Source organism: Mucilaginibacter sp. A3364 (assembly GCF_059690715.1).
In genome coordinates this window covers 1,293,720-1,310,214 of sequence record NZ_JCAWED010000001.1, presented here as the reverse complement: position 1 = coordinate 1,310,214, position 16,495 = coordinate 1,293,720, and the positions used below count along the sequence as shown (strand labels likewise).

15 protein-coding genes are annotated in these 16,495 nt (G+C 45.1%); 8 read left to right on the top strand and 7 right to left on the bottom strand.

The window, feature by feature from the left end; all coding sequences use genetic code 11:
- Nucleotides 1–17: 17 nt before the first annotated feature.
- On the top strand, nucleotides 18–767 hold the full coding sequence (locus tag AC59JT_RS05670; protein WP_497396645.1) for an SDR family NAD(P)-dependent oxidoreductase: 750 nt from the start codon (nucleotides 18–20) through the stop codon (nucleotides 765–767).
- Between the two features lie 54 nt (nucleotides 768–821).
- The gene (locus tag AC59JT_RS05665) at nucleotides 822–1,403 is read left to right on the top strand and encodes a TetR/AcrR family transcriptional regulator (RefSeq protein WP_497396644.1); all 582 of its coding nucleotides are present in this window, start codon (nucleotides 822–824) and stop codon (nucleotides 1,401–1,403) included.
- A gap of 7 nt (nucleotides 1,404–1,410) precedes the next feature.
- Here AC59JT_RS05665 and AC59JT_RS05660 read toward each other — a convergent pair whose 3' ends face one another.
- From AC59JT_RS05660 to AC59JT_RS05650, 3 genes are all read right to left on the bottom strand, one after another.
- Nucleotides 1,411–2,520 (bottom strand): glycoside hydrolase family 43 protein, encoded by a 1,110-nt coding sequence (locus tag AC59JT_RS05660; RefSeq protein ID WP_497396643.1) that lies wholly within the window; start codon nucleotides 2,518–2,520, stop codon nucleotides 1,411–1,413.
- Nucleotides 2,521–2,583: 63 nt separating this feature from the next.
- On the bottom strand, nucleotides 2,584–4,386 hold the full coding sequence (topB, locus tag AC59JT_RS05655; RefSeq protein ID WP_497396642.1) for a DNA topoisomerase III: 1,803 nt from the start codon (nucleotides 4,384–4,386) through the stop codon (nucleotides 2,584–2,586).
- 74 nt (nucleotides 4,387–4,460) lie between these two features.
- Nucleotides 4,461–5,423: a hypothetical protein gene (locus tag AC59JT_RS05650; RefSeq protein WP_497396641.1), complete on the bottom strand. Its 963-nt coding sequence runs from the start codon at nucleotides 5,421–5,423 to the stop codon at nucleotides 4,461–4,463.
- 115 nt (nucleotides 5,424–5,538) lie between these two features.
- Here AC59JT_RS05650 and AC59JT_RS05645 point away from each other — a divergent pair, with 115 nt between their 5' ends.
- The 5 genes from AC59JT_RS05645 (at nucleotide 5,539) to purL (ending at nucleotide 13,313) form a co-directional block, all read left to right on the top strand.
- Entirely contained in the window at nucleotides 5,539–5,922 is a 384-nt protein-coding gene (locus AC59JT_RS05645) for an acyl-CoA thioesterase (RefSeq protein ID WP_497396640.1), read from the top strand.
- A 78-nt stretch (nucleotides 5,923–6,000) separates the two neighbouring features.
- Nucleotides 6,001–7,197 (top strand): PepSY-associated TM helix domain-containing protein, encoded by a 1,197-nt coding sequence (locus AC59JT_RS05640; protein ID WP_497396639.1) that lies wholly within the window; start codon nucleotides 6,001–6,003, stop codon nucleotides 7,195–7,197.
- A gap of 139 nt (nucleotides 7,198–7,336) precedes the next feature.
- Nucleotides 7,337–9,199, top strand: a complete 1,863-nt coding sequence (locus tag AC59JT_RS05635; RefSeq protein ID WP_497396638.1) for a PAS domain-containing sensor histidine kinase — start codon at nucleotides 7,337–7,339, stop codon at nucleotides 9,197–9,199.
- Complete coding sequence (locus tag AC59JT_RS05630) at nucleotides 9,196–9,570, top strand: hypothetical protein (protein ID WP_497396637.1); 375 nt, start codon at nucleotides 9,196–9,198, stop codon at nucleotides 9,568–9,570. Before AC59JT_RS05635 ends, AC59JT_RS05630 begins: the two co-directional genes overlap by 4 nt.
- Before the next feature lie 77 nt (nucleotides 9,571–9,647).
- Nucleotides 9,648–13,313: a phosphoribosylformylglycinamidine synthase gene (gene purL / locus AC59JT_RS05625; protein WP_497396636.1), complete on the top strand. Its 3,666-nt coding sequence runs from the start codon at nucleotides 9,648–9,650 to the stop codon at nucleotides 13,311–13,313.
- A 480-nt stretch (nucleotides 13,314–13,793) separates the two neighbouring features.
- Here purL and AC59JT_RS05620 read toward each other — a convergent pair whose 3' ends face one another.
- The 4 genes from AC59JT_RS05620 to AC59JT_RS05605 are packed head-to-tail and all read right to left on the bottom strand — an operon-like array spanning nucleotide 13,794 to nucleotide 15,926.
- Nucleotides 13,794–14,669 (bottom strand): DUF2911 domain-containing protein, encoded by an 876-nt coding sequence (locus tag AC59JT_RS05620; protein ID WP_497396635.1) that lies wholly within the window; start codon nucleotides 14,667–14,669, stop codon nucleotides 13,794–13,796.
- A 56-nt stretch (nucleotides 14,670–14,725) separates the two neighbouring features.
- On the bottom strand, nucleotides 14,726–15,169 hold the full coding sequence (locus AC59JT_RS05615; RefSeq protein WP_497396634.1) for an SRPBCC family protein: 444 nt from the start codon (nucleotides 15,167–15,169) through the stop codon (nucleotides 14,726–14,728).
- Between the two features lie 3 nt (nucleotides 15,170–15,172).
- Nucleotides 15,173–15,496: an ArsR/SmtB family transcription factor gene (locus AC59JT_RS05610; RefSeq protein WP_497396633.1), complete on the bottom strand. Its 324-nt coding sequence runs from the start codon at nucleotides 15,494–15,496 to the stop codon at nucleotides 15,173–15,175.
- Nucleotides 15,477–15,926: an SRPBCC family protein gene (locus AC59JT_RS05605; RefSeq protein ID WP_497396632.1), complete on the bottom strand. Its 450-nt coding sequence runs from the start codon at nucleotides 15,924–15,926 to the stop codon at nucleotides 15,477–15,479. Before AC59JT_RS05605 ends, AC59JT_RS05610 begins: the two co-directional genes overlap by 20 nt.
- Before the next feature lie 116 nt (nucleotides 15,927–16,042).
- On the opposite strand from AC59JT_RS05605, the gene AC59JT_RS05600 reads away from it, so the two are divergent.
- Complete coding sequence (locus AC59JT_RS05600) at nucleotides 16,043–16,432, top strand: hypothetical protein (RefSeq protein ID WP_497396631.1); 390 nt, start codon at nucleotides 16,043–16,045, stop codon at nucleotides 16,430–16,432.
- Nucleotides 16,433–16,495: the final 63 nt, after the last annotated feature.

Below are 16,495 nucleotides of genomic sequence, written 5' to 3'. Positions count from 1 at the left end.
AAAATAAAAACAAGAACATGAAAAAGTTAGAAAATAAAGTAGCAGTAGTAACAGGCGCATCAAAAGGTATTGGTGCAGGTATTGCAAAAAGTTTAGCCGCCGAAGGTGCAGCGGTTGTGGTTAATTATGCGTCATCAGCAGCGGGTGCAGAAAAAGTAGTGGCCGATATTGTGGCCGCGGGTGGTAAAGCCGTGGCTGTACAAGGCGACGTAGCCAAAGCCGACGATGTAGCACGCCTGTTTGCCGAAACTAAAACCGCTTATGGTGATATTGACATATTGGTAAACAATGCCGGTGTGTATGAATTTGGTGCCATTGATGCCATTACCGAAGAACACTTCCACCGCCAGTTTAATACCAATGTGTTGGGTTTATTATTAGTAACCCAAGGCGCGGTTAAAAGCTTTGGCGAACGTGGCGGAAGCATCATCAACATCAGCTCTACCGTTACCCGCATTACCCCTGCCGAGAGCGCGGTTTATACCGGTACAAAAGCCGCCGTTGATGGTATAACACAAGTATTATCAAAAGAACTGGGCGCTAAAAAAATACGCGTGAATGCCATTAACCCGGGCATGGTTGAAACCGAAGGAACGCACACAGCCGGCTTTATTGGCAGCGATTTCCAGAAACAATTGGAAGCACAAGTTCCACTAGGCCGTATTGGCGTGCCTGATGATATTTCGCCTATAGCGGTATTCCTGGCATCTGATGACTCAGGCTGGTTAACCGGCGAAACCCTGATTGCCAGCGGCGGCCTGCGTTAATTAATTGCATTAAAAATGCGTAAATTGCCCGCCTAAAGCGGGCTTTTATAGTTTATGGCCAGAAACAAAGATTTTGACGAGCAGGAAGTACTACAAAAGGCGGTATGCCTTTTTTGGGACAAGGGTTATAACGGCACCTCCATGCAGGAGCTGGTGGATGGCCTGGGTATTAGTCGCTCAAGTTTGTATGATACTTTTGGTGATAAGCACCAATTGTACATAAAGGCTTTAAAAGCTTATGGAGCGGGTTCAGGCAGCCAGATGTGCACTTTGATCAGTGAAGCGCCATCAGCAAAAGAAGCGATCAGGAGTTTGCTTAATATGGTAGTGGGCAATTTACTGGGCGATGAGCAGCGTAAGGGCTGCTTCATCGTAAATGCAGGCGTTGAACTTGCCGCACACGACGAAGAGGTGAGCAAACTGATATGCCAAAATGAGCGACAACTGGAGGAAGCGTTTCTTAAAGTACTAACCCAGGGCCAGCAAAGAGGCGAACTGGATAAAGCAAAAGACCCGCAAGCCCTGGCGCGTTTCCTGGGGAACACGGTTAAGGGCATGCAGGTCTCTGTAAAGTCTACAAACGAGCGCGCTTTTTTTGAGGATGTGATCAACACAACGCTGCTTATCCTCAATTAACACCAAACTACTTCGCTACTCCCGATGGTAATGCCTGTGCTGTGGTGGTTGGCCCGGCTATAGTAACCTTGCCATTGTTAACAGTCATTTTATCAATAAACACTACCCGCTCATTACCTGTGGCGGTAGTACGTGCGTGATAAACGCAATACATCTCCTTACCATCAGGCGAATAAGTAATACTGTTATGCCCGGTGCCGGTTACGCTGCCGCCTTGTGCTGTATTTTTTTGCAGGATAGGATTGTTACTTGCTTTGACATAAGGACCAAGCGGCGATTTAGCCGTAGCATAACCCACCGCATAATTTTGCCCGCCGAAGAAGTTAGCCGAATACATCATGTAGTATAAGTTTCCTTTTTTAAATGTAACCGATCCTTCCGTCCAGCGGCGGTTGGCCTCGCGGGCGGTAACCGAACGGCTCTCCCACTCGGCTTGTTTATCTTTGTCACTAACGGGCGGACGCAATATTAATACCGGTTCGCCAATGACGCCGCTAAAATCGGGCTTAATTTCAACGCCGTATATCCAGCTTTCTTCAATTTCGTTATACCAGCCGTTCTTTTTAGCCATGGTGGCTACATCGCTCTCAACAGCATGTTTATAGCAGCAGCGCGAATAATACATGTAAATGCGGCCATTGGTATCAAAAAACAGGTTAGCATCAATAATAGGATAACCCGGATCAAAAACCGGTTTGTCCGAAAAATCAACAAAGGGGCCTTCCGGCTTATCGGCCACAGCCACGCCTATTTTAAAGTTCTCCAGTTCGTTGGTTGGGTTGTTTTTCCACTGCGCGCTGTAAAACATGTAGTATTTGCCTTTTACCTCGTAAACCTCGGGTGCCCAAAAGGCATTGATGCCCCATGATTTTTCGTTAGCGGTGTAAACCTGGCCCAGCGGCTTCCAGTTCACCATATCTGCCGATGAATAGGCTTTAAAACCTTTACGCGCGCCATCGCCGGTGCCATACATGTAGTACTGGTTGTTGGTGTGTAAAATGTAGGGGTCACCAAATTTTACAGGTATAGGGTTGGTAAAAGTTTTATCTGCGCTTTGCGCGAAGCTGAATTGCAGGCCCACAGCCAGCATACAGCAAACAAAAAGGAATTTCCTCATGGGTATTATGGTTTCAAATAATCGGTTTTTAAATGTATTGTTTTCTGCCGATTGTTCCTAATATCAGGACGCTTTCATCACCGTTCCACTGCGCAGCAGCTCTTCGGTTACCGAGCGGGTATAATCGCGGATCTCGGCCTGGAAGGTTTCTATCGAGGCCCCCGAGCGAATTTCTTCCAATCGTTTCTCCCACTCGCCGGTAAGGGCGGCCTGGGCTATGCGCTGGTCTTTTACTATGTTGTAAACAGAAAGGCCGGTTTCGGTAGGCACCAGGTTCTTTTTCTGGCGGATGATGTAGTTGCGGGTTAGTAGGGTTTCGATAATAGCAGCCCGAGTGGCGGGAGTACCTAGGCCTCCTGCTTTCATCGCTTCGCGGAGTTCTTCGTCCTCTATTTCCTTGCCTGCGGTTTCCAGGGCTTTTAACAATGATGCCTCGTTATAAAGCGGCTTGGGCTTGGTTTGTTTTTCCAATACGGCCTTTTCGGCGATGGGCAGATCTTCGCCTTGTATCACCTTAGGCAGCGTGGCGTTCTCATCATCCTTTTGCTCCTCGTCTTTATCGTTAAAAACGGCACGCCAGCCTGCGGTTTGTATCACAGTACCGCTCGCCATAAATTTTGAGCCGGATACTACAGTGATCTTGGTGATCTCCTTGATACAATCCTGGTGAAAAGCTTCCAGCATCCTCCCCGCTACCATATCATAAACAGCCTGCTGATCGGGCGTTAATTGGTATGGTGCTACGCCTGTAGTTAATACCGCGTGGTGATCCGTCACCTTTTTGGCGTTAACGCTTCGTTTGCTCAACTTAGCCGTACCTAAAAACTGTGCCTGCTGCCCAAACTGCGGATGATCGGTCAGCTTACCGATGAGGCCCGGCACTTCGGCAAACACATCATCGCCAATATAACGGCTGCCCGTACGTGGATAGGTAACGAGTTTGCCTTCGTATAAATTTTGAAGGATACCTAAGGTTTGATCCGCAGTAAAACCTTTGCGTTTGTTGGCTTCCTGTTGCAGGCTGCTCAAATCGTGCAGCAATGGCGGTGGTTCCTTGCGGGGTTTCGCTTCTACCGAGGCAATATTACCCGTCGCCAGCACGGCATCCAGTATCACCTGTGCTTCTTCCTTGGTTTTATAATTTTTGTCGGATATGGCTTTGAATACCTGGCCGCCTTTATCAGGCATGATCATTACCTGGAAATACGGCTGCGGTACAAAGTTTTTGTTCTCCAAATAGCGGGCACAGATCATGGCCAGCGTTGGCGTTTGTACCCGGCCTAATGAAAGCACGCCTTTATTGCCCGATGCCAAACTCAAGGCCTGCGTAGCATTCATCCCCACTAACCAATCAGACTGCGAGCGGCAGTGCGCCGAATTGAAAAGTGTGTCATAATCAGCCCCCGGCTTCAGGTTACGAAAACCATCTTTAATCGCCTCATCAGTTTGTGAGGATATCCATAGTCTCCTGAAGGGTTTCTTGCATTTTAAATAGTAATAGATATAGCGAAAGATCAATTCGCCCTCTCGCCCGGCATCCGTTGCTACGATGATCTCGGTGGCTTCGTCAAATAATTTTTTGATGATATCCAGCTGTTTTTTAACGCCGGGATCATCAACCATACCGTCCTTGGTTTTCACCTTGCGGACAGCCAACTTGAATTTAGCAGGTAGCATGGGCAGGTTTTGCACGTTCCAGCCATAATAGCCGTATTCCTGCGGGGCGGCCAGCTGCAATAAGTGCCCAAAAGCCCAGGTAAACGAGTATCCTTCGCCCTCAATATAGCCTTCGTGCCGCTTGGTGGCGCCAAATACACGGGCTATTTCGCGCCCTACCGATGGTTTTTCCGCAATAATTACTTTCATAATAGCTCAGGGAGGCGAAAGTAAATAACCGGCGCAGCGGCTGCAAGGATTGTGGAAAGATAAACGGAGATCGATTATTTTACGATATAATCCTGCACATCATCTTCTTCAAACTGATACCATGATCGTTTTTGTACACTTACAAAGCTTTCCTCGGGCATGGTCATACCTAAAAATGTACCCGGGTTAGTGGTAAAAGTCCCCACGGCAATGTCCGAGTATCGCATTACTTCAAGCGAAGCGAAAAGTTTGATCAGGTCGGTCTTCTTTTTGGATTCGTCCTGCTTCGCAAAATCAGAATGTACATAACCGCGCTCTTCCTTTTTCGCCAATGTATAAAACTGGATATGCGGATATTTTCCTTCCAGGTAGTCCATCACCGTGTAATCATCTGTAAGTACAAATACGTCGGTTAAAGTGCTTACCTCTGCCAGTTTGTTCATGTAAACATCAGTGGGCATAAAGCTAAACTCGGTATCCTTATCGCCCCGGCGTATATTTACCGAAGCATAATTTACCGGCAAATTAAGGCTTGCTACCATGGCTCTAACCTCCCGTTCGGTAGGCTCGTTAAAGCGGTATATCATCTTTACGATCTCTCGCGATACATCCCTTAAATTACCTTTTAAACCCAGTTCAGGAAAATCAAATTGTTCCTGTTCAAAATCCTTATTAAAAAACAGGTTAAAAAGCTGGTAGGTTAAGTAAAAATTTTTTCCGAACAGCTTAAACAGGTACCACTCCAACGCGTTTTTGATTTTAATTTTAGGCGGATCCATGCGTTTGTTAAAGCGCTTATGAAAATCGCCCTGCACGCTATCGCAAAAAGGCTCAAAAAAATCGTCCCAGCCTTTGTCTATCTTAAATTTTGAGTTTTCTGAATATAAAACAAACCGGTATTGATACTTAAGGCAATAGATCATACCAAACACCATATTATTAAACTCGGAATAGAAGCCCCCCTCCGATCCGAAGTTAAAAATGTACTTCTTTTTGAAAGACCTGTTTAGTTTATTATAAGCCGCTAACCTATCCATAGGTGTTTTATTTTTTGTATTGACCTGCGCCAAAAATAATTTAATAATTTTTAGGGTTAATGAATTAATTCAACATTAATAAAAGCAGCTGTGCTATTTGCCGTATATTGCCCCTATGACCATTGAAGAACGTATCCAAAAGGCCGAAACCCGCATTTTTAAAACAGTTTTCCCCAACACTACCAACCACTACGACACCTTGTTTGGCGGTACGGCTATGGCTTTAATGGATGAGGTAGCTTTTATCACGGCTACACGATTTAGCCGCAAACGTATGGTGACCGTATCATCCGACAGGATTGATTTTAACAAACCCATACCGGGCGGAACTATTATTGAACTGGTAGGCAAAATAAGCCATGTGGGCAACACCAGTTTAAAAGTGAGTGTGGATATATATATAGAAGAAATGTACGCCGAGGTACGCGATAAAGCAATTACCGGCACGTTTACTTTTGTAGCTATTGATGAGCATAAGCACCCTGTGAAAGTAGTTTAGCGATACGATCTACCATATTCTTATTTGGATTTATTATAAATAAGGCCTTTCTTTGCGGCAAAACAGGTCTTCTCTCACATGTCGTTTAAAAAAATTGCCAGCTTGCTACACCTATGGCTGGGTTTTATTGCCGGATTCATTTTAACCATCAACCTGATACCTGCCGCTATATTCACTTTTAATGAAGAGCTGGCTGAAGTTTTTTTTCACGACCAGGTTTTTGTTGAAAAGGTAGGCACACAAAAGCTGCCTGTATCCAAACTTTATACCCTGGCCGACGCGGCGATGCCCAAAGGCCAGCATGTAACAGGTGTTGAAATTGCCCGCGATGATAATAAGGCCTTTGTATTTACCGCCTTTAAAGGCAAAGAAAAGCCTGATGGGATAACCTTCTTTTCCGAATATCAATACTATACACAGGTTTATATCGATCAATATACCGGCAAAGTTCGTGGTGTTATTGATATGCGTTATAACTGGATCTATTTGTGTCGTGTTATTCACCAGCAAATGCTATTGCGCTATGCGGTTGGGCATTTGTTTATAGGTATAGCGTCACTGGTTTTACTGGTTTCGGTAATAACAGGTTTGATATTATGGTGGCCCAAAAACAAAGCGGCTTTAAAGCAACGCTTCAGCGTAAAATGGGATGCTAAATGGCGCCGTAAAAACTATGATATACACAACGTTGGTGGCTTCTACTCTTTTATCTTGATATTGCTGCTGGTGGTTACCGGCTTGCTTTGGAGTTTTAAATGGTGGGCAGCCGGCTTTTATAAGATACTGGGCGATGACTACAAAACCATGGGCACCACCCAGCAAAAAGTTGCACCAAAACCTGTTGTTGATCCTGCCGCTAACCCAATTGATATAGCCTTTAATAATGCGCTAAACAAACGTAAAAGCTGGACGGAAGTTTACGTAGGCATCTCTCCGGCCGATACCAAACCTGCCGACCGTAAAATATACGCCTACATCAGCTTTAACGACCATAGCCTGTGGGCCGAGGGCGACGATTTTGAGTATAACGCTAATACCGGCATGCTGGAGAAACAAACACTGCAGCAAAATAAAACTACCGCGGTAAAATGGCAAAACTCAAACTACGGCATCCATACCGGAAGTATTTACGGTCTGCCTTCTAAAATAATTGTTTGCCTCATCACACTTTTCTGCGCTTCGTTGCCTGTAACCGGCTTTTTGATTTGGTGGGGGCGCCGTAAAAAGACGAAGAAGAAAACAAAATCCGCCAGACTTAAACAGCAGACTTCCTGATATTTTCGACGCCATTTATTTCATACTTCGAAATAAATTAAATTCATAAGCACACAATATTTAAAACCTGGTGTTTTAAGATGGTTTTTACATTATTTTTTGATGTAAATTTACGTAACACCTAGCTGCTTATTTTTCTATGGGTCAAAATTCTGCCGAAACTTCAACACCAAAAGATTTTGCTGAAAGTGAAGCACGTTTTCGTGCTTTGGTAACCGCCACATCTGACGTGGTTTACCGCATGAGCCCCGATTGGAGCGTTATGCGCCAGTTAGAAAGTGGCGGCCTTTTATGGGATACCGGCGAGCCTGATGCAAATTGGCTCGATAAATATATTCACCCCAAAGACCATGAACGTGTACGCCTGGCCATTGCCGAAGCTATACGTACTAAAAACATGTTTCAGCTGGAACACCAGGTGCGCCTTGCCGACGGTAGTTTAGGTTGGACCATGTCTCGCGCTGTACCTATTTTAGATGATAACGGAGAGATCATAGAGTGGTTTGGCTCGGCTAATGATGTTACCGAACGCTACCGAACCGAGAATGAATTAAGGTTAGCGCGAGACGAAGCAGAAACGCAAAAACGACTTTACGAAACTATAACATCAAACACACCCGACCTTATCTATGTGTTTGGCCTTGATTATCGTTTCACGTATGCAAATGATGCTTTACTTAATATGTGGGGCAAAACCTGGGATAATGCTATTGGTAACAGCTTACTTGAAAACGGTTATGAACCCTGGCATGCCGAAATGCACGAACGGGAAATAGATACCGTTGTGGCAACTAAACGATCTATACGAGGCGAAGTATCCTTCCCTCATGCCACTCAGGGCAGGCGTGTTTACGATTATATTTTTGGACCTGTTTTAAATGACGATGGCGAAGTTGTAGCTATTGCCGGCACTACGCGCGACATTACAGATATAAAAATGGCCGAAAATACGATGGCGGAGAGTGAAGTACGTTTTCGGACCATGGCAGAAGGCACCAACATATACATTGCCACCGCCGACGAGACAGGAAAGGCCATTTATTTTAACCATGCGTGGACCATACTTACAGGTCGGGCGGTCGAGCAATTGGTTGATTTTGGCTGGGCAGACCTGATGCACCCGGATGATAGGGAACGATACCTGAAAAATTACATGGACGCAGCGAAAAAGCACCGCCCCTTTCACGGTGATATGCGTGTGTTAGACAAAGATGGCAAGTACCGTTGGCTATTGGTTGATGGCGCTGTTAGAAAATATAGCGACGAATCGTTTGCAGGCTATATAACTTCATCAATTGATATAACAGAGTTGAAGGAGGACGAACAGCGCAAAAACGACTTCATCAGCATGGTAAGCCATGAGCTAAAAACACCGCTTACTTCGGCTTTAAGCTATGTGCAGATAAGCAAAAACAAAATATCAAAAACCGACGATGTAGTTACCGCCAACATGCTGGAGCGTACCGAAAAGCAGTTGGCAAAAATGACGCGCATGATCAATGGCTTCCTGAATATATCACGGCTTGAATCGGGAAAAATACAGATAGACCGAGTGCGTTTTGATATTGGTACTTTATTAAAAGAGGTAAAATCCGATTCGCTTTCTTACGTTTTCAGTCACAAGCTCCGCTTCGAACCTTCCGAAGAAATTTGGGTAAATGCCGACCGTGAAAAGATAGAGCAGGTTATCCAGAATTTCATCAGCAATGCTGTAAAATATTCGCCGGCAGGCTCCAATATCTATATCAACTGCCTTAAAATTATGGATAAGGTAGTTGTTAGTGTTAAGGATGAGGGCATGGGCATCAGGCCAGACGATATTGACAAAATATTTGAGCGCTATTACCGGGTAAAAGATGTGCAGCAGCAACATATATCCGGCTTTGGCATAGGTTTGTATTTAAGCGCCGAGATTATAAAACGCCATAACGGCGATATCTGGGTTGAAAGTGCCGAGAATGAAGGAAGCACATTTTTATTCAGTTTACCTGTATCCGAATGATAATTGTCAGATATATAGCCGCGGTTATAGCAGGCTACCTTATCTTCGCGATAAGCGCGGTTATGTTTTTTAAACTTGCCGCTACCGATCCGCATGCTGACCCTGCAACCGGTTATGCTATTGCCACAGCAATTTATGGTATTGTATTTTCGGCGCTGGGTGGTTTTGTAGCGCAACTGATAATTCGCGCCGGTAATTTGAAAGTAAACTGGATACTTGCTGTTTTTATAGCGGCATTCGCGGCATTTTCGCTCTTAAAATCAGCAGGCAGTCATTGGACGCAGGTACTAGCTATTGTGGTTTTTGCGCCTGCATCATTATTAGGTGGCTGGCTTTACTTAAAAAGATATCGCTCCAGCAAAATAAGCTAGCAAACAGGGGCATTAACACGCCCTTAACTTTGGTGTTTTTTAAAATTAACCGTAACTTTGCGGCCTGAAACAAGGCTATGATCTATTTTTTCTCCGACGGTAAAAATACGGTGTTCGCCGTACAAAAGAACGACACCCTTCAACCCACTGATATTTCGAAATTAAGCTGGCTGTTTGCCGACGCTGCATTAAGTCCCGACGATACCCTGCCGGGCTTTTTTGTTGGCCCCCGCGCCACTATGATAACCCCATGGAGCACCAATGCTGTTGAAATAACCCAAAATATGGGCATTGAGGGCATCATACGCATAGAAGAATTTGTTAAAATTCATGCTGATTTTTCAGGCTTCGACCCGATGCTGCTTCAAAAATATGATGGCCTTACACAGGATATCTATACCATCAACATTAAACCGGAATCAATATTAGGCGTTGAGGATATTGCCGCTTATAACAAGCAAGAAGGTTTAGCTTTAAGCGATGAAGAAGTTGATTACCTGGCTAACTTATCAGTAAAGCTTGGTCGTAAATTGACAGATTCGGAAGTGTTCGGTTTTTCACAAGTAAATTCAGAACACTGCCGCCATAAAATATTTAACGGAACTTTTGTAATTGACGGTCAGGAACAACCTGTATCCTTATTCAAAATGATCCGCAAAACTTCGGAAACAAACCCAAACAGTATTGTTTCGGCTTATAAAGATAATGTTGCCTTTGTTAAAGGTCCGGTGGTACAGCAGTTTGCGCCAAAACGTCCCGATGTACCCGAATATTATGAGATAAAAGATTTTGAATCGGTAATATCATTAAAAGCCGAAACTCACAACTTCCCTACTACGGTTGAGCCATTTAACGGCGCGGCTACGGGTTCTGGCGGTGAGATCCGTGATAGATTAGCCGGCGGACAAGGTTCATTACCATTGGCGGGTACAGCGGTTTACATGACGGCATTGTCTCGTTTAGCTGACGACCGCCCATGGGAAAACGGTGTTGCCGAACGCCCCTGGTTATACCAATCGCCGGTGGATATTTTGATCAAGGCATCAAATGGTGCTTCTGATTTTGGTAATAAGTTTGGCCAGCCGTTGATTGTTGGTTCATTGTTGACTTTTGAACACGAAGAACATGGCCGCAAGCTGGGTTATGATAAAGTAATTATGCAGGCCGGCGGTATTGGTTATGGCAAAGCCGATCAGGCCAAAAAAGCAAAACCTTCAGTTGGCGACCAGATCGTGGTTTTAGGCGGCGATAACTACCGTATTGGTATGGGCGGCGCGGCCGTTTCATCTGCAGATACCGGCGCTTTTGGTTCGGGCATTGAACTGAACGCTATACAACGCTCAAACCCCGAAATGCAGAAACGTGTGGCCAACGCCGTACGTGGCATGGTGGAGAGCGATAACAATACTATTGTTTCTATACATGATCACGGGGCCGGCGGTCACTTAAACTGTCTTTCTGAGCTGGTTGAAGAAACTGGCGGAAAAATAGATCTGGATAAATTGCCGGTGGGCGACCCTACCCTTTCTGCCAAAGAAATTATAGGTAACGAGTCGCAGGAACGTATGGGCCTGGTTATTGGCCAGGAAAACGCCGAAACCCTGCAACGTATTGCCGATCGTGAACGCGCCCCGATGTATACCGTGGGCGAGGTTAAAGGCGATCATCGCTTTACGTTTGAATCAGCCACTACAGGTGCCAAACCAATGGACCTGCAAATGAGCGACATGTTTGGCAGCTCGCCAAAAACCATCATGGCCGATAAAACCATTGATCGAAAGTACGAGGCGGTTAATTATGATGCAGCTCAACTTAACACCTACCTGGAGCAGGTTTTAAAACTGGAAGCTGTTGCATCAAAAGATTGGTTGGTAAACAAAGTTGACCGTTGTGTGGGTGGCCGTGTGGCTAAACAACAATGTGCCGGTCCGCTGCAATTGCCTTTGAATAATGTGGGCGTAATGGCTTTGGATTACCAAGGTAAGGACGGTATCGCTACCTCAATTGGTCACGCGCCGCTTTCGGCATTGATAGATCCTGCGGCGGGTAGTCGCAACGCGGTAGCCGAAGCATTGTCAAACATAGTTTGGGCACCGTTACAGGACGGCCTGACCAGCGTATCGTTATCAGCCAACTGGATGTGGGCCTGTAAAAACGAAGGTGAAGACGCGCGTTTATACGCTGCGGTTAAAGCTTGTTCTGAATTTGCTATCGACTTAGGTATTAACATCCCGACAGGTAAAGACTCCCTATCCATGAAGCAAAAATACAAGGATGGTGACGTTATTGCCCCGGGCACGGTGATCATATCAGCCGCCGGTCATTGCGATGACCTGACTGCTGTGGTTGAGCCGGTGCTGCAAAAAGATGGTGGAAATATTTACTATATCAACCTATCCGGCGATACTTATAAACTGGGCGGTTCATCATTCGCTCAAACACAAAATAAAGTTGGCGACCAAACTCCTGACGTTGTTAACGCGGGTGCTTTGAAAAACGCTTTCAATACTATTCAGCAGTTAATAAAAGCTGGTTATGTACAAGCCGGCCATGATATCGGTAGCGGTGGTTTAATTACTACTTTGTTGGAGCTTTGCTTCGCGGATAGAAATTTAGGTGCTGATATTGATCTTAGCGCTTTAGGTTCACAGGATATCATCACTACTTTATTTGCCGAGAACATTGCCCTGGTATTCCAGGCTGACGCGGCTGCTGAAGCGATATTGAATAGCAATGGCGTTGCTTTCCACAAAATTGGTACGGTGACCTCAAGTCCTACGCTGACCGTTAAAAATGCAGATGCTAACTGGTCATTTGATGTTGACCACTTGCGTGATGTTTGGACAGAAACCTCATACCTGCTTGACCAGCGCCAAAGCGGCCCGGTTAAAGCTAAAGAGCGTTTTGATAACTATAAAAACCACGTTTTGCAATATACTTTCCCTGCTGACTTCACCGGCAAAAAACCTATTATCAACGCAAGCAAGCCACGCCCTAAAGCGGCTGTCATTCGTGAGAAGGGCAGTAACTCTGAACGTGAGCTAGCTAACGCGATGTACCTGGCGGGATTCGACGTGAAAGACGTACACATGACCGACCTGATCTCGGGCCGTGAAACTTTGGAAGATATCCAGTTTATTGGTGCGGTGGGTGGTTTCTCCAACTCTGATGTGTTAGGTTCGGCTAAAGGTTGGGCGGGCGCGTTTATGTACAATGAGAAAGCACGTTTGGCTTTAGAGAATTTCTTTAAACGTGAGGATACGCTTTCAGTAGGTTTATGTAACGGTTGCCAGTTGTTCATAGAGCTGGGTATGATCAACCCTGATCATACCGAAAAACCAAAAATGCTGCACAACGATAGCCACAAACACGAAAGCGGTTTTACATCGCTTACCGTGCAGCCTAACAACTCGGTGATGTTATCGTCATTGGCAGGTTCAACCCTGGGTGTGTGGATCTCGCATGGCGAAGGTAAATTCCAGTTGCCTTTGGCCGAGGATCAGTACAATATCGTTGCTAAATACGGTTACAACAGCTACCCGGCCAATCCAAACGGATCTGACTATAACACCGGCATCTTGTGCGATAAAACCGGTCGTCACCTGGTATCTATGCCGCACATTGAGCGTTCATTGTTCCAATGGCATTGGGCAAATTACCCGCAAGGCCGTAAAGATGAAGTGACACCATGGATGCAGGCTTTTGTGAATGCAAGGGTTTGGTTGGAAGAGAACAGCAAATAAGCATAACTGCTATAAAACAAAAAGGGGAACTGGTGACAGTTCCCTTTTTTCGTTTTACTTCAACTGGCTATAAAATCATGGGGCCTAGTGTCTATGGGTGCGCCACTTTAAAAGTGGCGCACTTGGCGCACCTTTATTTTATAAATAATTGATTACAACCATTTTATGCAAAAAAGCGGCGCAATGCGGCGCACCCCCTAGAATACCACAATCAATTGATTATCAGTAGTTTATATTTTAATCACTAAATATTGATTATAAAAGTGGCGCGCCCTAAATTTAGGACAAAGTCGGCGTGAATTGAAAATTCGTGATAACGTTTTAATAAACTAAAAACAAAAAAGGAGCTGCTAACGCGTCCCTTTTTACCCTTTCACGTCATCGCGAGCGTAGCGATCCCCTAGCGGCATGCATGCGCGCCGCCTGTCGCTAGGGGATCACTACGCTCGTACCTCGCTCGTGATGACGTAGGGAGAGTATTTACGATTTCCCGCCCGCGGCAGTCAATACCTCGCTGTTCAAACGAATATATTCATCATTCTTTTCAGCCTTAGCTATGCGTAAACCCTCCGTAGCAGAAGCTATTGCCGCCGGTTTATCACCCAGCTTTAAGCTTATTTTGGCGATCCAGTATTTCAGGAAATACGTGTTGGGCTGCGCCTTATCGGCATCCTTCATCATTTGCAGGGCCTGCGGGATGTTTTTATTGTGATTGTACAACCATATAGCCGCGAAAAATGGCTTCTGCTCACCTTTCATCGCTTCGGCAATGTTGGCAACAACACGGGCTTCAATATCCGTTTTAAGATGGATGTTAACTTGTGTATTTTCCCATAGTATTTCCATCAGGGCAGTATCTTCCATCACATCAGCAAACTGAATGGTCATTGTTTCTACCTTGTTAGCCAGTTTTACAGGCTTAACTTTAAAGCGTAGCAGATCATCTTTTTCACTATAGGTGTAAGCACCCCATTGCTGGATATTCTTGTTTAACACAATCGTCCATTCTGTTGCGCCCGGGATAGAGAACAAGGCGTAAGTGCCCGGTAACACCTGGTTACCTTCCAGTTTCACAGTATCTGTAAAAGTTATCAGCGTAGCGTTGTTGGCACCGGTGCGCCATACGTTGCCGTAAGGCTCAATGCCGCCAAAAATTTTACGGCCTTTGGTATTTGGGCGATAGTATTTTACCGAAATGGTGCCCAGCCCAAAATCCTGTTCAATGCGCTGACCGGCACTGGCAGCGGGTATTTTGTTCTTTAATTCTTGCGCCGAAGCGTTGCTTGCGCCTAAAGCCGCACAGGCTAAAAGGCAGGCCGCTACTAAACTACGGCCGGTGTTGTGAGTTGTGATCATATATGTTTTCGGGTTATTTTACTCTAATATACGTATAGCTTATTAGCTTACTGTTACTATAAAGGTACTTCTTCGGCTTTGCCGGTGGCAATGAGGCTAAACAGGCCCTGTTTGATCAACTGGCTCCATGCACCCGAGCACGCATCGAAACATTCCACATCGGGTGTTATACCTTCGTGCGTAAAGTTTAGTTGCGTTTTGCCGTCCGCTTCGCTTATTTCAAAAATAATTTTAGTGCCTGTCCATTCGTCTTTGTCGTCCACAAAAGTAAGTTCGCTATCAATAACCTCCCATACTACTTTTTCATTCTGCACAAACTCCACTACGCGCTGCTTTGAAAAGTGCATATCATGGTATTGGTAGGTAAACTCATCGCCCAGCTTTGCCGACTCGCCGGTAAATTCGCCCGTCCACCAGGCGCTCGGGTTATTAATGGCTTTGAATACTTCTTCGGGTTTTTGGGCTACCGTTATGGTAGCTGTAATGTTTTGCGTTTCCATAATTTAGTTGGTTAATTTTTTATTTAATAAGTTTTCCAAATTTTTAAGTTTCGATAACCAGAACTGATCGAAGTACTCCAACCAGCCTTTCAACTCGTCAAAACCCTCCTTTTTAAGCGTGCAATAACGCTCGCGCCCAACATCCGTTATAGATATGAAGCCGGCATTATCCAGTATCTTAATGTGTTTAGATACCGCAGGCCTGCTCATATCAAAGTTATCCGCCAGGTTATTAATGGTCATGCTGTTTTCAGATAGCAACATCAGCATTTTGCGCCTGCTGGCGTCTCCTACTACCTGGAAGGCGTCAAGCGTTGGTACGGCCATAAGCTTCGTCAATTAATTTTTCAATATTTACAAACTTCACGGTCCAGCCATGATTCAGGCCGTTAAACATCGGTATGTTTTGTTCCTGGTTAAAGCCGCTATGCTCCAGGTAAACCTGCGTGCCGTTCTCCTTAGCTTCCAGTCGCCAGTTAACAACCGATTCTAAAGTGATCACTCCCGGCCGCGGGCCACAATTCCAGGTATAAGCAAGGGTCGTATAAGGCTCCACCAATAAAACCTTGCAATGAAATATGCCGTCGAAATCCATTTCGGCTTTGCCGCCCGTTGTAAATTGAAACTCGTGCCCTACAATTGGTTCAAAATTGTTGGGCATAAGCCATTGCGCCATCAGGTCGGCTTTTGTTAAATAATCCCATACCACCTCGGGTTTATGGGAGAAGAAATATTCGTGTGCGATTTTACGTGCCATAATAATAAGTAACTTTTAAGTTACTCAAATGTATAAGTAACTTCTGAGTTACGCAAATTATTTTTTAAATTTTTCTTAAATTGGTATCAAAGGGTTAGGCCCTGTTAAAACATTGTATGAATACCAAACTCATCATGACCCTAAGCGCATTATTTTGTGCGGCTATTGGGATAGCTTTTACTTTTTTGCCTGCCGAGATCGGCAAATGGCTTGATACCGGCAACACCTCGCCCATTATATTGCAACTAACCGGGGCGGTATTTTTTGCTTTCGCGATGTTAAACTGGACCGCCAAGGGTGCGATAATTGGTGGTATATACAACAAAGCTATTTCGCTGGCCAATTTCACTCATTTTTTTATCGGAGCGATGGCACTTATAAAAGCCGGCAGAACGCTTACCCCAAACGCTTACTATATGTGGGCGATAACATTGTTATACATTGTATTTGCTGTGCTATTCGGCTTGATATCCTTCAGACATCCTGTTGCCGCGGAAAACGCTTAAACAAAAATCACCGCCAGAAACTTTTCGGCAATGCTTTGCAATCGATTGCAAAAACATATATTT

What these genes read in the sequence shown, in the direction of transcription:
- AC59JT_RS05670 (WP_497396645.1), top strand. Translation starts at nt 18, where the DNA reads ATGAAAAAGTTAGAAAATAAAGTAGCAGTAGTAACAGGCGCATCAAAA.
- AC59JT_RS05665 (WP_497396644.1), top strand. Translation starts at nt 822, where the DNA reads ATGGCCAGAAACAAAGATTTTGACGAGCAGGAAGTACTACAAAAGGCG.
- AC59JT_RS05660 (WP_497396643.1), bottom strand. Translation starts at nt 2,520, where the DNA reads ATGAGGAAATTCCTTTTTGTTTGCTGTATGCTGGCTGTGGGCCTGCAA.
- topB (WP_497396642.1), bottom strand. Translation starts at nt 4,386, where the DNA reads ATGAAAGTAATTATTGCGGAAAAACCATCGGTAGGGCGCGAAATAGCC.
- AC59JT_RS05650 (WP_497396641.1), bottom strand. Translation starts at nt 5,423, where the DNA reads ATGGATAGGTTAGCGGCTTATAATAAACTAAACAGGTCTTTCAAAAAG.
- AC59JT_RS05645 (WP_497396640.1), top strand. Translation starts at nt 5,539, where the DNA reads ATGACCATTGAAGAACGTATCCAAAAGGCCGAAACCCGCATTTTTAAA.
- AC59JT_RS05640 (WP_497396639.1), top strand. Translation starts at nt 6,001, where the DNA reads ATGTCGTTTAAAAAAATTGCCAGCTTGCTACACCTATGGCTGGGTTTT.
- AC59JT_RS05635 (WP_497396638.1), top strand. Translation starts at nt 7,337, where the DNA reads ATGGGTCAAAATTCTGCCGAAACTTCAACACCAAAAGATTTTGCTGAA.
- AC59JT_RS05630 (WP_497396637.1), top strand. Translation starts at nt 9,196, where the DNA reads ATGATAATTGTCAGATATATAGCCGCGGTTATAGCAGGCTACCTTATC.
- purL (WP_497396636.1), top strand. Translation starts at nt 9,648, where the DNA reads ATGATCTATTTTTTCTCCGACGGTAAAAATACGGTGTTCGCCGTACAA.
- AC59JT_RS05620 (WP_497396635.1), bottom strand. Translation starts at nt 14,669, where the DNA reads ATGATCACAACTCACAACACCGGCCGTAGTTTAGTAGCGGCCTGCCTT.
- AC59JT_RS05615 (WP_497396634.1), bottom strand. Translation starts at nt 15,169, where the DNA reads ATGGAAACGCAAAACATTACAGCTACCATAACGGTAGCCCAAAAACCC.
- AC59JT_RS05610 (WP_497396633.1), bottom strand. Translation starts at nt 15,496, where the DNA reads ATGGCCGTACCAACGCTTGACGCCTTCCAGGTAGTAGGAGACGCCAGC.
- AC59JT_RS05605 (WP_497396632.1), bottom strand. Translation starts at nt 15,926, where the DNA reads ATGGCACGTAAAATCGCACACGAATATTTCTTCTCCCATAAACCCGAG.
- AC59JT_RS05600 (WP_497396631.1), top strand. Translation starts at nt 16,043, where the DNA reads ATGAATACCAAACTCATCATGACCCTAAGCGCATTATTTTGTGCGGCT.